The 15,543-nt window shown below is 60.4% G+C and carries 7 protein-coding genes; all 7 read right to left on the bottom strand.

Annotated elements, in window-relative coordinates:
* Nucleotides 1–78 precede the first annotated feature (78 nt).
* Complete coding sequence (locus DXD77_RS03880) at nt 79–495, bottom strand: molybdenum cofactor biosynthesis protein MoaE (RefSeq protein WP_117564036.1); 417 nt, start codon at nt 493–495, stop codon at nt 79–81.
* A gap of 66 nt (nt 496–561) precedes the next feature.
* Nucleotides 562–1,560: a class B sortase gene (locus DXD77_RS03885; protein WP_117647780.1), complete on the bottom strand. Its 999-nt coding sequence runs from the start codon at nt 1,558–1,560 to the stop codon at nt 562–564.
* Nucleotides 1,561–1,595: 35 nt separating this feature from the next.
* Nucleotides 1,596–2,060, bottom strand: coding sequence for a 5-(carboxyamino)imidazole ribonucleotide mutase (gene purE, locus DXD77_RS03890; RefSeq protein ID WP_006235810.1), 465 nt, complete (start codon nt 2,058–2,060; stop codon nt 1,596–1,598).
* A 217-nt stretch (nt 2,061–2,277) separates the two neighbouring features.
* Entirely contained in the window at nt 2,278–8,658 is a 6,381-nt protein-coding gene (locus DXD77_RS03895) for a discoidin domain-containing protein (RefSeq protein WP_158549078.1), read from the bottom strand.
* Nucleotides 8,659–9,605: 947 nt separating this feature from the next.
* A complete protein-coding gene (gene carB, locus DXD77_RS03900) occupies nt 9,606–12,920 on the bottom strand; it encodes a carbamoyl-phosphate synthase large subunit (protein ID WP_117647782.1) in 3,315 nt (1,104 codons plus the stop codon).
* A 1-nt stretch (nt 12,921) separates the two neighbouring features.
* On the bottom strand, nt 12,922–14,361 hold the full coding sequence (gene carA, locus DXD77_RS03905; protein ID WP_117647783.1) for a glutamine-hydrolyzing carbamoyl-phosphate synthase small subunit: 1,440 nt from the start codon (nt 14,359–14,361) through the stop codon (nt 12,922–12,924).
* A 209-nt stretch (nt 14,362–14,570) separates the two neighbouring features.
* Entirely contained in the window at nt 14,571–15,530 is a 960-nt protein-coding gene (locus DXD77_RS03915; RefSeq protein WP_117647784.1) for a hypothetical protein, read from the bottom strand.
* Nucleotides 15,531–15,543: the final 13 nt, after the last annotated feature.

Consider the following 15,543-nt stretch of genomic DNA (forward strand, 5'->3'; position numbering starts at 1 on the left):
CCAAAACGCAAAATGCCCGCCGGTATCACACGTACCGGTGGGCATTTTTATAAACGATCCTTCTATCGACGCAAGCCTCTACGCCTCGCGCTCGACCTCACTCACGCATTCGTTCTTAATGGTGCCAACGAGCGCCTGCAGCGCATCGACCACGTGCGGGCGAATGTCCCCGCCGATGAGCACGAGCATGATGTCGTCACCTACGGCAAGCTCGCCGCTCGCCAGCCACACACGCACATAGCCGATACCCGGCATCGCACGCGTCGCCTCGATAGCAGCCTGCACCTTCTGAGCATCGAAGCCAAACACCATGCCGCCCACCTTATGCCCAGGCGCCACGCCATCGGTCTCGACCCCGCGCACCTCAGCCTTGGGCGTCGCGCGCACCACACCGTTATGCGTCAGATACATCCCACAGCCTGCCGCCGAAGCATCGGCCTTGGCCTCGCGCAGCCAAGCATCAATCGAAGGCATCAATTTGCCACTCTCGAGCATCATTTCTCCCTTACCGTCGTCGAGTAGCCAATTTGGGACGGGCCTTTTTAGCTACTCTCGAACAACTTATTCCTCGACCGGCGTGAGCACCATGACGGCACGTGTGTTGCTCAGCGACAGCGAACGACAGGTCACAAGCGTTACAACCTTAGTTGCCGAAGCGGCACGATCGGTGGCATCACTCGCCACGGCAGAAGCGCCGTCGAGCATCTCGGACAGGTAGTTCTTGAGTCCGTCGTCGCCCTCAAAATTGGTCGTGCGCGCCTTGGCATACGTGTCCTCGACCACCTTGGTCGCCAGCGGACGCAACTTATACGTCGCATCGCGCGTGATGTAGTACACATATTCAATGCTATCGAACGTTGCCTGGTCAGTCGTATCCGAAATCACGTTGAACATCGACCCATCGTTCATATGGTGGCCGTAGATCGTGGTCTGCTGGTCGACCATTCCCGGCGCGGTGTCATCGCTATCCAAGAAGATGGCACCCGAGGCGTTAGACGTGCCATCGAACAGCGTGTTGAGGTACTTGGAGTTGTTGTTGGTCTGCACCACGGGATAGTTGATGTTGGTTTCCGGCACGTAAATCCAACCCACAACCTCGGGATTTGTCTGAGCAAGCGCATCAAAGTCGATAATCGGCACGCCGCTGGCGTCCTTATCGCTCACATATTGCTTCTCGATTTTCTGATACGAATCGCTCGCCTGCTTATAGCCAATCTGGGCATTAATAAAAATAGCGGCGGCGGCGACAATCAGACCGATACCGATGATGATGAGCAGAATGGGAATAACGGAGCGACGCTTTTTGCGCGGCGTCTCGGTATAGCTCGATGGCGCGGTATGCGCCGAAGAGCGAGGTGACTTCTTGGCCGTACTGTATGACGAAGGGCGATATGCAGCAGGAGTATCCTGACGGCGATGCTTCGCCGGCGTCACGGGGCGCGGCGCGCGCGGCTGCTGAGGAGAGGATGTCCGACCCTGCTGTGCCGCACGGGCAGCACCCGGCTTCGACGGATCGGGAATCTGAGAAGCCTTGAATCGTTTTCCCTGATAATCGGACATGGCTCTCCTTATACTGCGGTGAAACGGCGGAACGCTTAGGCGTCGGCCATCTCCTGCTTCATCTTCTCGATAACCTTGCGGTACTCGGGGTCGCAAGCACCCAGAATCTGCGTGGCATAGATGGCGGCGTTCTTGGCACCGTTGATGGCAACGCAGGCCACAGGCACGCCCGAAGGCATCTGCACCATCGACAGCAGCGAATCCATACCGCCCAGGTCACTCGTCTTCATAGGCACGCCGATGACCGGCAGCGGCGTAAAGGCCGCCACGACACCGCCCAGGTGAGCAGCCTTGCCGGCAGCAGCGATAATCACCTTGATGCCGCGGTCAGCAGCAGTCGAGGCCCACTCGTGGACCTTCGCCGGCGTGCGGTGCGCGCTCGCAATGACGAGCTCATAGGGCACACCAAGCGCCTCGAGCTCGGCGGTGCAGCCTTCCATAACGCCCAGATCGGACTTGGAGCCCATGATGATCCCGACAACCGGCTTCTGATCTGCCATAAACAAAGACCTCCTGTTGAGAGCGGTGACGCGGCGAATCCGCGACCCTTAACTGCAAATAATTCAAGTATAGCCGCCGATGCTGATGTGTTCGGCGGGAGACGGAACGCTTTGCGAGATTAAGGCCGAAGGGTCGGAGCTTTCCGCCTACATTCAAAAAGCGTGCCCACCGTCCTTGGGTGGGACGGCGGGCACGCTTGCTTAGCTGTTGCTGGGGCTACTTAGCCTTGCTGCGACGATGGAAGAAAGCGCCGATCGCGGCGATGATGGCGCCAAGACCACCGACGGTCGCGACGGTCGCCGCCGTCTGGTCTCCGGTATTGGGAATCGCCGAACCGTTCTTCTTGCTGCCCTGGGCCTTGTCGCCTGCGGGCTTGCCCGCCTGGTTGCCGCCGTTCGAGCCATTGCCGGAACCCTGGTTGCCCGAGCCGCCCTGATTGCCGGAATCGGCATCCTTGAGGCTCTCAATAGCCAGCTTGAGCTGGTCATAGGCCGCCTGGAGCTGGGTGTCGGAAGCATTCTCATCACCCAAGACGTCCTCGGCGTAGGTAATGGCATCCGTCAGGGCCTTGACAGACTCGGCCGTCTTGCCCCTGGTGTCAGTCTCCTTCGCCTGCTTGACCAGGGCCTTGAGCTGCTTCTTAGTCGGATTCTCGACCGGGGCCACCGGGGTCTTCTCGAGCGCGCCGCGGGCGCTCTCGAGCGCCCTGAGCGCCTGGTCGACCTCGTCCTGCGTGGCGTTCTCGTCGCTCAAGATGGCGCGGGCGCTCGCCAGGGCGTTCTCGAGCGCCGTCCAGGAGGCCTCGGTGTAGTCACCGGCCTTGAGGTCGCCGGCAGCAACCTCGGCATCAACCTTTTCGATCGCGGTAGCGAGATCATCCTTCGCCACCGGATCGGGGACGGCCGTACCGTAGAACTTGAGCTCCGCCATGCTGCAGTAGGCATCAACGTTGCCACCGCCGGCGTGAATCACCTTGACGGTCACGTAGCGACCGCGCGCGGCGCCAAAGCTCATCTGTTTCCAGTCGCCACGGTCGGTGAGCACGCGGCCGTCGTTGTCGAAGGCGAACGTACCCATCGACGCGGCGGTGCCCATCTCATAACCGTCGGCAGTGTCGGAGACCAGTATCTCGGCCTCGAAGATATCGCCGTTAGTGCCGCCGTCCTGGCGCGGCAGGAATGTAACGTCGGTGAGATCGTAGTCGCGGCCCAGGTCGACACTCAGATACTGGGGCATACCGGTCCCATGGGCCCAGTCGCTGTGCCAAAGCGTCCGCTCGTCGCCGTCGAGAGCGTTGACGGCGTTGCTGCCCTCGTAGTCGGCCTCACTCGAGAAGCCGGCCACCTTGACGTTCTTGCGGTTCTCGGGCGTGTTGATAAGAATCTTCTCATCGACAGGGCGCATCTTGAGGCCGTCGATTGCCTTCTCGATCTTGGCTGTGGCGTCTGCGACATCCTTCTTGCTATAGCTGCCTTGGCCGCCGTCGAGAAGCTTCTGAGCCGCCTCGACCGCAGCGGTGAGAGCTGCATAGGAATCCTTAGTGTAGACGGACTCGCTGTAGCCCGCGGCCTCGGAAAGCGCTGCCACGAGCGCAGAGGTATCGACACCAGCCTTGACCTCGACCTCATAGGATGCGGTCTTGGAGGGGTCGAGTACCGACGCCACCGTGATCTTTGCCTTGCCGGCCTTGTTGGCACGCAGGTAGTAGCTCACGCTATCGCCAGCCTGAACAGCGGAGACGCTTACCACAGAGGGGTCGGAGCTCTCGACCGTCACATAGGGGTAGCCGGCGCTCTCAGGCGTGGCCTTGGCGTCGACGAGCGTAACGTCGCCTTCAAAGAACTCGGTCTGGTTCTTGCCTAGCTCGACACCCTCGATGGCCTCGACACCCTGCGTGTAGTTGAAGTTGACCTCACGCAGTGTGAGCATCTGGTCACCCGATGCCTCAAGCGGCGTGACCTCGACCTTGGTCGCCTTCTTGCCCTTGTTCTCGGCAGAGAGGCCAAAGGCGTAGCGAGCCCGGAAGGAATCGTACTCCCCGCCCGCGAACTCTTGGGTCGAGCCATCCTCGAACGTCACGACAGCCTTGATCTTCTGCACGGTTCCGTTGCCACCGTTGCGGTTAACGACCTCGACACTATCGAGTTTCGACGGCGTCTTAAATGCGAATGTCATCGTGGTGGGAAGCTTCACGTAACTCGGAAACTTACCCTCGCTGTCATAGTTGGGCTCCCAGTTCCATAGGAACTCAAAGCCGTTGTCGCCCTCGTTATTATCGAACAGCGCGTTATAGCTCTTCTGCTGGATAAGTTTCTCGACGTTGGTCCCGTCGTCGGTCGTGAGCTCATCGTTGGTCATCGTGATGTTGAAGGCATCCTGACCGTACTCGGCGACCGTTGGCTGAGGAACATCCGGCATCGTCACCGTGCCGTCGCTCGCAAACTCAAGTGCGTCGCATGCCGGACCGATGAGCCAAGATGTCGAGGGCAGTTCGACCTTGCCGGCGGTCTTGGCCTTGAGCTTGAAACTCGCCACCGCGCCGGTACCGTTGTAGAGCTTGCCATCGCCGCGGTTGGCGAAGGCGAGATTGATAGTCTGCGTTCTGTCCGCGAACTGGACCTTCTCGCGAGACAGGTTCTCCATGCCGGCAGTCGAGCCGTCCTGCGCGATGCTCTCGGACACAAACTCGAACTGGTCGCTCTTGAAGTTGACGAGAGCGCCCAGGGCGTTGACGTTCTTGGCGTCGGCCGCATAGACATCAACGGTGATCTCATCACCGGCCTCGACCTCGGTCTTGCTCGGAATCACCGCGAGCGAACCTGCGACCTTGCCCTTTTGTTTAGTGCCGCCGTCAAGACCCGCCATGGTGAACGAGTAATCGTAGACGTCGTAAACGCCGTTATCGTTGAGGTCGGCGAAGTGGTCGCGGATCTGCGAACCGAACGTCGGGGTATCGGGATCGCGATTCTCGAGGCCCAGATAGTTCTTCATGTTGGAGTAGTCTCCGTCGGAGATCGTGGCCTTGTTGAGGTTGGAGCCCACGGCGAAGCCATCCGTGCCGTCGGTCTTGTAGATGGCAATCTCGGACGCGGAGAAGAAATTGCCGACCGAGGCGAGCGGTGTCATGCGCACGTAACGGGCGGCCACGGTGCCGTCAAACGCTACCGTCTTACAATCAGCGGAACGTGCCCAATCGACCTCCTGGCTCGTCCAGTGGACGCCATCGAGACTCGTCTCAACACGCATCTTGGTCACAGTGCCGTTGCCGGCGTCATCGCGCGGATAGTACTCGAGCTTATCGAGCTTGTAAGCGCGTCCATAGTCAACGGTAAGCGCCTTGCCCAGATCGTTGCCACCGGAGTGGAAACCGCCGTCGCCCGACTGGAACTCATGGTCGAAGGCGAGCTCGGCCTTATGGCTGCCGTAAAGTGAGCCCTCCCAGGTGATTTGCTCGGCGTCGGGGACGTTCCGCCACGGATCGAGTGCGGAGTTCGCCTCGAGCACATCGCTCCAGGCGGAGTAACCCTCGGCGTTGCGCGAACGAATCTGGTAGGTGTGCTTGCTATTGTAGGCGAGGTCGGTGTGCGTGAACTCGGCCGCATCACCCACGGCAAACACAGTGCCGTCGACCTTAAGGTCGTAGGAGGTAGCACCATCGACCTTTCCCCAGGTGAGCTTGATGCTCGTTGGGGTCGTGACGTCCTCGGGGGCAGCAAGGTTCGTGGGTGCGGAGAGGTTCTCGTTGAGGCGATCGGCTGTGAGCGTTGCGTCGGCGTTCACGAAACCGCCCAGCTCAAGCGTCTGCGCCGCTGCAGCAACATCGGTCTTCGCGAACTTGACGTAGACCTTGGGGTTCGTGGTGATCTTGGTGTTGTTAAAGCTCTCGCCCCGCTCGGCCTCGGTGCCGTCCGCATCGCTGCCGTAGTGGTTGAGGTTGGGGGCCTCGCTGTAGAAGTAGACCGCCTGGCCGGCCGCGGGGGTCGCGGCGTCAAAGGCCTCCTGCGAGTCGACCTCAACCACGTTGAGCGCGGATCCGCCGTTCTTGGCGACGACGCTCATGGGCTTGGCGGACACGTTGGCCACGAAGGTCGTGGTGCGGTTGGAGTCGTAGCCGTTGTAGCTACCCTGCGAGGCCTCGGCGGTAAAGGTCGCGGTGCCGCCTGCGGCCTTGGAGCTGTAAACGGTGCTCACATGCTCACCGTAGGAGATGTTGTCGATCGTACCGTAGGAATCGTCCTCAGTCGTGTTGTTTTCGATGGAGGAGCCGTCGTCCTCGTACTGCGTAAAGGTGCCGTCGCCCTCGGTGGCGAAGAACTCGACGATACGCTGGCTGCGGTCGGTACCCTTGGTGTTGGTGTCGCTCACGGCCTCGGGGTTGTTGTTCTCGGCGTACATCGGCACGATAGCGTTGGCCTTCACAAACAGCGGCAGCTTCCAAAGCGGAGCCTCGTAATTGTTGAGAACCTGGCCGCCGCGATACTGCTTACCCGAGAAGTAGTCGATCCAGATGGTGGGATTCTCGTCGGTGCCGTAGTTGGGGAGGTAGATCCCATTGCGAATGTCGTTGCCGTTCTCATCTGCCTGGGTATCCTGATACACCGGTGCCACTAGGAAGTTCTCACCGAACATATACTGGTACTGCGTCGAAGTGCTTGCGGCGTACTCGGAGTTGTCGGAAAGCAGCATGGCGCGGATCATGGGCAGGCCGGCATCGCCGTTACCCGTGTCGATGTTGGCCGCCGAGGCCGCGCTCGTGTAGATATAGGGCATAAGCTGCGCCTTGAGCTTGAGGTAGAAGCGCGAGATGCCTGTGTAGGGATCGCCGTGCGTCATGGGCGATTTGCGGTAGGTGCCCCAACCGTCCATGTCAAGCATAGAGGGGGTGAACGTCTTCCACTGGTAGTCACGCGCAGAGATGATGGGGTCGCCGCCAAAGATGCCGTCCATGTCGGAGCCGATGTTGGGGTTGCCCGAAAGACTCTGACCGATATACGTGGGGATATGGAAGCGAATGTATTCCCAGTTACCGCCATACTGGTCGCCGGTCCAAATGCCGCCAAAGCGCTGCGTGCCGGCCCAACCATCGAGTGTGATGATGTTGGGGCGCTTGTTGGCGCCGGTCGTCACCGTGTCATAAGCTGTCTTGATGCCATTAAGACCAAAGGAGTAGCCAGATCCAACCCAGGCGACGTCGGTCTTAAGGGTAGAGATGCCTCCCGTCTTGACCTCGGCGTCGAAGTCGCGAAGCAGGTGCCACGGGGTCTCGGAGTTGCTGTCGGGCTCAAGGTTGGACTGGGTCCACAAGCCCGTGCTCACACCCTTGGAGTTGGCATACTCGGTGAACTTCTTAAGGTTGTCGACATTGGCACGCACAGCGTTAAGACGGTCGGCCGAGCTCGTTCCGTCGGAGTTGACGCCGCCGGTCTTGTAGTAACCGTTCTGGCCATAGCCGGCGCCGTAGCCGTCGTTCGGCAGGAACCAACCGAGCGGCATGTCGTTGTCCTCGTAGTCATCGATAACCTGCCGAGCAGAGAACTGGCGGTCGAAATCGGTCGCTTTCATGTTCTCGGTATCAACCGAAGGGCCCTCACCGTTGAGCGTCTCGGCCGCAAGTGTGCCGTCGAGCTTGTAGCCCGTCGACATGCCAGACTCGTACTTAACGTCGCCCTTCTCGCTCGAGGACTTGCTGCCCTTGGTCTCCCACTTCTTTTGACCCGAGGTCGTTGACCAGCCATCACGGTTATAGGCATTAAGATGACCAAGGTAGAACCCGTACTCGGGCAGCAGTACCGGGTTACCGGTCACCTTGTAGTAGTCCTGCAGCATCTCGGTTGCCACGTTCGAAGCGCCCTCGTTGGTCGCCACGAAGTAGTAGGCATCAAACTCATTCTCGCTGTGCAAAGTCGTGACCGTCGATGAGTCCGTGGAACCGAAGTCGTAGGAACCCTCTGCAAACGTGTTTCGGAGTACGCCGTAGCCGTCACTCGTCCAATAAAACGGGTTGGGCGAGGCAACGCCGCCATCAGTCCAGTTGTTCGTGTTGGAGATGGCGATGGTCTGGTTGGTGTGCAGGAAGCGTCCGTTCTGGGTGCCGCCGCCAAAGAAGTTCTCGGACTTCTCCTTGGCGAGCGTCTGGACGGTACCCTTCTTATCAAGGTCGAGGGACGCGGACTCGGAAACCACGACACGGTCGCCTGACTTGATACTCATCTTGCCAGTCGCCTTGTCCAGGATCACGGTCGCCTTTCCGCCGGTGATCTCGATAGTGTCGCCCTTGTCGGCAACCGTCGCGCTCGGCTTGCTGTAGGTGTCCGAGGTATCGGGCTGAGCCTGGATTTTAGCCGTGTGGGACTTACTGCGCGGTGTGGCGTAATCGGAAAACTCACCCTTGGGGTCGACGTTATAACGGAAAATACCGTCCTCGAGGAACGTAATACGGCCCTTGATGCCGTCAGCGAAATCGATGTCGACGACATTCGAGGCAGACTGGGACACGGTCGCTGAGTCGACGCCCTTGAGTGGCGTGGCAATCGCCTGCTGGGGATTGGCAAACACGAGCGTCGCTGCAGTGGCAACGAGGACCGCGCTTCCCTTCACCCACCGTTTCGTAAAAATGGAATTCCTGCGCACCTGGGCTCCTTTCTTCCGACATGCCGAGGACGCCCCCCCCCCGGCAGCATGGGAAAACGTATCAAACGGGGATGTTCGGTACATTCCGCACAATGGGGCCACCCGTTACCAAGGGGCCAACTGGTAGTAACCAGATAGCCACCTACTAGGTCATATCAATATATGGGAGCACTTGCGCAACCAAGTTCGGAATTCTCCCAGCGGCAGTAAAATGAGCGTCAACGACAAGGTGGGCTTAATAAGCCATACCAATTGGTTCTTCAGTCAAATACCAATCTAGCAAAAATGTACTGTTTATCTGGTATTACACAGACCATACCTTTCCCTCGGGAACTGGGCTTCGCGAAGTTTCCCGAGGGAAAGGCTCAGCCGCCACCCTGCGACCTACCGGATATTGCCATGACGTACGTTGACTGATTTGGTTTGGAATGAGAGGTTGACGGAGGATGGTGGACAGTTAGTTCAGATTTGTATTTTTTGGCCGGGTCCTTACGTGCAAACGTATCGTTTTGAAGCCGTTTTAGACCCAATAACGCCCTTTTCTCATTCCTGACTGCGCATCCTTGTCGCATCAGACCGCCAAGAACGACTCATTTGAGCTCAAATCGGCCTTTTCCACCCTCACAAAAATACAAATCTGAACTAACTGTCCAGCGGCACTCTCAGCCAGCCACAAAAAGGTCCTCCGGTGAATGCAATTCACCGGAGGACCCCATACAAAACGTGGGCTCTGCCCACACTCACTTTTTATTCAGCCCTAGTCATCACGCAAAGCCCCTTCCGCAGCACACGGTGCGGCCAAGTCACCGCAGGCCGGGGCGGGAGGGGCCGAGTTTCCTCCTGAGCGACTCTGCTTGCAGCCGGAGCGAAAGGGGGAAATCTCGGCCCCTCCCGCCCCGGCCGACCAGGTCACACTACACCGTGTACTGCGGCAGGTCCTGCAGGGCGATGACGTCCATGCCCATGTCGTTGGCGCTGCCGTGACCCTGCTGGTCCTCACGCACGGCCTCGATGGCGCTCACGTACGTGTTGGCCGCAGACATCGCCGTCACGCAGGTCACGCCGCGGCGCACGGCCTCGGTACGCAGCAGGTAGCCATCGCCACGCGAGCCCGGACCGTACGGCGTGTTGATGATTACCGCGATCTTGCCATCGGCGATGAGGTCACCGATGTTGGGGCACTCGCCGTCGTGCGGGCCGCTGATCTTCTCCACGACTTCGCACGTCACGTTGCCGCCGCGAAGCACGCGCGCCGTGCCCTCGGTGGAGCAGATATCAAAGCCCAGGTAGCGCAGGATACGCGCGACCGAAAGGATGTGACGCTTGTCGCGGTCGCACACGCTGATGAATACCTTGCCGGCACTGGGGTCGGGCAGCTTGTAGTCGATCGCCAGCTGCGTCTTGGCGTATGCCTCGGGATAGCTCTTGGCGATACCCATGACCTCGCCCGTCGACTTCATCTCGGGCCCCAGGATAACGTCGGCTCCCGGGAAACGGCCCCAGGGCATAACGGCTTCCTTCATGCAGAACCAATCGAGCTGACGTTCGTCGCTCGGCAGGCCCAAGCTCGCGATGGAATCGCCCGCCATGATACGTGCGGCACACTTGGCGAGCGGCACACCGGTGGCCTTGGAGATAAACGGCACGGTACGGCTTGCGCGCGGGTTGGCCTCGATCACGTAAACGGTCTCGCCTTTAATGGCGTACTGCACGTTGACCAGGCCGCGCACGCCCAACGCCATCCCGATGCGGCGCGTGGTCTCGCGGAGCTTCGCCTGCAGGCTCTCGCTAAAGCTAAACGGCGGAATGCAAGTCGCGGAGTCGCCGGAGTGGATACCGGCTTCCTCGATATGCTCCAGGATACCGCCGATGTAGACCTCCTCGCCGTCGCACAGGGCGTCGACATCGGACTCGATCGCACCCTCCAGGAAGCGGTCCAGATACACCGGGTAGTCGGGGCTAATGCGCGCGGCCTCGGCCATGTAATCGCGCAGATGCTCGGCATCGTAGGCGATCATCATGCCGCGGCCGCCCAGCACGTAGCTCGGACGCACCAGCAGCGGGTAGCCGATGTGCGCGGCCACGGCCTCGGCCTCCTCAAACGAGGTTGCCTGGCCCGCCGGCGGATACATAATGCCCAGCTTGTCGAGCAGGGCGGCAAAGCGCTCGCGGTCCTCGGCAAAGTCGATGGCATCGGGCTTGGTGCCCATGATGTTGACGCCGCTCTCCTCGAGCATGCGCGCCAGCTTAAGCGGGGTCTGGCCACCGAGCGTCACCACGACGCCGTCGGGACGCTCAACGTCAATGACGTCCATGACGTCCTCGTAGGTGAGCGGCTCAAAATACAGGCGGTCGGACGTGTCGTAGTCGGTCGAGACGGTCTCGGGGTTGCAGTTGACCATGATGGTCTCAAAGCCGCGGGCCGCCAGCGCATAGCTCGCATGCACGCAGCAGTAGTCAAACTCGATACCCTGGCCAATGCGGTTGGGGCCGGCACCCAGAATCATCGCCTTGGGCTTATCTGCCGGCGTGGTCTCGTCGGGGGCCACGCACTTCTTGGCGACCGGGCTCGTGCGGTAGATGTTCTCGTAGGTCTTGTAGTGGTACTCCGTGGCACTCGAGAACTCGGCCGCGCAGGTGTCGACCGTCTTCATGCTGGGAACCACGCCCAGGCCCTTACGGTAAGCGCGCACAAAGCGCTCATCGGAGCCGGTCAGCGCGGCAATCTCGGCATCGCTCGTGCCATACTGCTTGAGCAGGCGCATCGCGTCGGCGTCAATGTCCTCCACGCGCAGGCCGCGAATGCTCTCCTGGACCTGCACCATATCGTTGATGCGGTTGAGGTACCACGGATCGATACCGCAGATAGCATGGATGCGCGCAACATCCCAACCACGGCGCAGGGCCTCGACCACAAAGAAGATGCGGTGCTCAGTCGGGGTGCCCACGGCCTGGGCGAGCTCATCGTCGCTCAGCTTATCGGCACCCTCCTTGCCACCGGCACAAATACCCTGGTGCCCATCCTCCAGCGAGCGCATGGCCTTGCCAAGGGCTTCCTCGAAGGTGCGGCCGATCGCCATAATCTCGCCCACGGCCTTCATGCGCGTGGTGAGCGTGGGATCGGTACCCTTGAACTTCTCGAAGGCAAAGCGCGGCACCTTGACCACGCAGTAGTCAATCGTGGGCTCAAAGCAAGCAGGCGTTGCCTTGGTAATGTCGTTGACAATCTCGTCGAGCGTATAGCCCACGGCCAGGCGAGCGGCGGCCTTGGCGATGGGGAAACCCGTAGCCTTGGAGGCCAGTGCGGACGAACGGCTCACGCGCGGGTTCATCTCGATGACGATGAGGCGGCCGGTCTGGGGGTTCACGGCAAACTGCACGTTGGATCCGCCGGTCTCGACGCCGATCTTTTCCAAGATGGCGAGCGAGGCGACACGCATGCGCTGATACTCAAGGTCGGAGAGGGTCTGCGCCGGTGCCACGGTGATGGAGTCACCGGTATGCACGCCCATGGGGTCGAGATTCTCGATGGAGCACACGATGATGCCGTTGCCGGCGTGGTCGCGCATGACCTCCATCTCGTACTCTTTCCAGCCCTCGATGGACTCCTCAACCAGCACCTCGTGGGCGGGCGAAAGCTCAAGGCCCTGGCTCACGATAGAGACGAGCTCCTCATGGGTATGCGCGATGCCGCCGCCGGCACCGCCGAGGGTAAAGCTCGGACGCAGCACGCAGGGATAGCCCACGCGCTCGGCGATGGCCTCGGCGTCAGCCACGCTATAGGCGTAGCCCGAGCGCGCGACCTCCAGGCCGATCTCGGCCATGGCCTCGTTAAAGAGCTTGCGGTCCTCGCCGCGCTCGATGGCGGCCAGGTCGCAACCGATCATCTCGACGCCGTACTTGTCGAGCGTGCCGTCCTTTGCCAGCTCGACGGCGGCGTTCAGACCGGTCTGGCCGCCCAGCGTGGGCAGCAGCGCGTCCGGACGCTCCTTCTTAATCACGCGCTCAATGAACTCGGCGGTGATAGGCTCAACATAGGTGCGGTCGGCAAGACCCGGGTCGGTCATGATGGTCGCCGGGTTGGAGTTGACCAGGATGACCTCAAAGCCATCCTCCTTGAGCACCTTGCAGGCCTGGGCGCCGGAGTAGTCAAACTCACAGGCCTGACCGATAACGATGGGGCCCGAACCAATGACGAGGATACGCTTGATGTCAGTACGTTTAGGCATGTTAGTTCTCCTCGGTCGCAGCGTTCTCGGACTCGGCAAAATTCCAGCCGGCGAGGCGGTCCTTCGCGGTGTCGATGTCCAGGTAGTTCTCCTCGCCGTCCATGAGTCGCGTAAAGGCGGTAAAGAGATAGTGGGCATCGGTGGGGCCGGGCGAGGCCTCGGGGTGGTACTGCACCGAGAAGCACGGCGCGTCGAGCAGCTGGATGCCCTCGGCGGTGCCGTCGTTGAGGTTCACATGCGTCAGGCGAATGCGGCCGAAGCGCTCGTTCATCACGACCGGCGCGATACCGCGGCGCACCCAGACGCGCAGGTCGCCATCGGCCGCGTGGTCGGTCTCGCCACCGGAAAGCTCGGGGACAAGCTTGCCCAAGCTGGGGAACAGCAGGCCAAAGCCATGGTTTTGCGCGGTGATCTCCACGCGACGGCTCACCAGATTCATAACCGGCTGGTTACCGCCACGGTGACCGAATTTAAGCTTTTCCATTTGGGCGCCGCAGGCCAGGCTGATCATCTGATGACCCAGGCAAATACCAAAGACCGGCACCTTGCCGATCAGCTGCTGCACCTGCTCGTAGGTCTCCACCACGGCATCGGGGTCGCCGGGGCCGTTGGACAAAAAGACGCCATCGGGATTCATGTCGAGCACCTGCTGGGCGGGCGTATCCCACGGCACGACGGTCAGTTCGCAGCCGGCGCGGACCAGACCCTCCAGAATGCCGCGCTTCACGCCGCAGTCGTAGGCAACCACTTTGTGGCGGGCAGGGGCGGCGGCGGTGAGCGCAAAATCATGCGTAGCAGGCAGGTCGCCCGCAGCAAAGGCATGAGGCTCAGGGCAGCTCACGGTCTTGACCAAGTTCTCACCCACCAACGTGGGGGCTGCGGCCAGACGCTCGGCAAGTTCGTCGACGTCAAAGACCTCGGTCGAGATAATGCCCATCTTGGAGCCGTTATCGCGCAGGTGGCGCACCAAGGCGCGGGTGTCGACGCCCTCGATAGCGACGATACCGTGGGCGCGCAGGTACTCCGGCACGCTTTCGGCAGAACGCCAGTTAGAAGGCGTGGCGCACATGTCGCGCACGATCATGCCACGCATGGCCGGAGCACTCGCAGGGTGAGCGGCGTCACCGGGGAAGGCCGACTGGACGTCGGTCTCATCGATGCCGTAGTTACCAATCTGCGGATAGGTCATGGTTACGATTTGACCGGCATAGCTCGGATCGGTCATGACCTCAAAATAGCCCTCGAGCGAGGTGTTGAAGCAGACTTCGCCGGTCGCGGTGCCCTCGGCGCCGCATGAACGTCCATAAAAAATGGTCCCATCCTCAAGGTACAGGATGCAGGGACCGCAGATGCCCTTACTGGTTTTTGCCAGCATACGCTGGCAAAGCTCGCTGGGCGCGATGGTGCGGGCGGCAGCGCCCGCGGTATGGTTGTTCGCCATAATTCTCCTTCCCGGTCTCACAGGACCGGCTTAAAGGGTGGTAGTTAGGCCTCGCGGTATTGTAACCGCAAGTATGCTCCATGGCATTAATTACATAGAATTGTTTACAAAATGATAATTATGACTTCCCATGCATAAATGATTTTTCTGGAACGGGGATTAAAAAATCATCCCGCGTGGGCTTGTAGCTCACGCGGGATGATGACTTCTTATTTGTCCTGCTCCAGCAGATCGGACGGCGCGCGATCGGGCTTGCCGCCGCGGAAAATCTCGCGGCCATGCAGACGATGCTCCAGGTCACGTTCGGCCTTTTCCTCGTCAATCTTGGTCTGGCTCACCGCCGGGTCCTCAATCAGCGACGACACCGAGTTCACCTGCTTTTGAATGCGCTCGGCAATCGTATCGTCCATGCTCACGATATGCATCTTCCAGTCGATGTTCGTGGCGCTCGATGAGCTCTTGGTCCACACAAACGTCAAAATGGCGCTCTGATGACCCCGCGCGGGGAACATGCCAAAGAAGGAATCATGCTGGATATTGCTGTCCTCATCGATATAGGCGTGCACGTTGTACACCACGCGGTCGATCTTATCGTTGAGCAGCGCGTTGGTCGCAAGCGCCGCGGCCTGGATCTGCCCGTTGGACAGCAGCTCGAGCTCGTTGGCAGACGACGTGTCCAACACCGTCACCTCGACCGTGCCCGTACGCTCATCGGCCTCATCGACGGTAAAGTCGAGCGGGAACTGCGTAAAGCCGTTGCCCCACTCGAGTCCACCCTTGAGCGCGGTCGAGACGGTATCCACCGAAACGCTCTCGGACAGATTGGCGGTGTTCAGGCGTCGCATCACGCCGTAGCCAATCTGCATGCCAACAATCAGCACCAAGATGCCGATGACCACAGCCATAGCAGTCTTCGTAATGGTATGACTCACCTGCGAGCCCGAAGGGTCGTCCTCGGACAGCGGGTCGATATGTTTTGCCTGGCTCGCGCGGTCCTCGCTGCGCAGCTGCGCTAGCGCCGCTTTGTCACCGCGCTTGGCCGCAGCCTCCTTCTCACGCATGCGCTCGGTTCGCTTTTTGGCAAGCGTGGGATCCAAGACGCCGGATGCATCGATTTCGGAGAATAACTCCGTCACTTCTTCCGGAGTCAAAGGGTTCTTGTCAGCCATAAACTTCCTGTCA

Source organism: Collinsella sp. TM09-10AT, assembly GCF_003436275.1.
GTDB lineage: Bacteria > Actinomycetota > Coriobacteriia > Coriobacteriales > Coriobacteriaceae > Collinsella.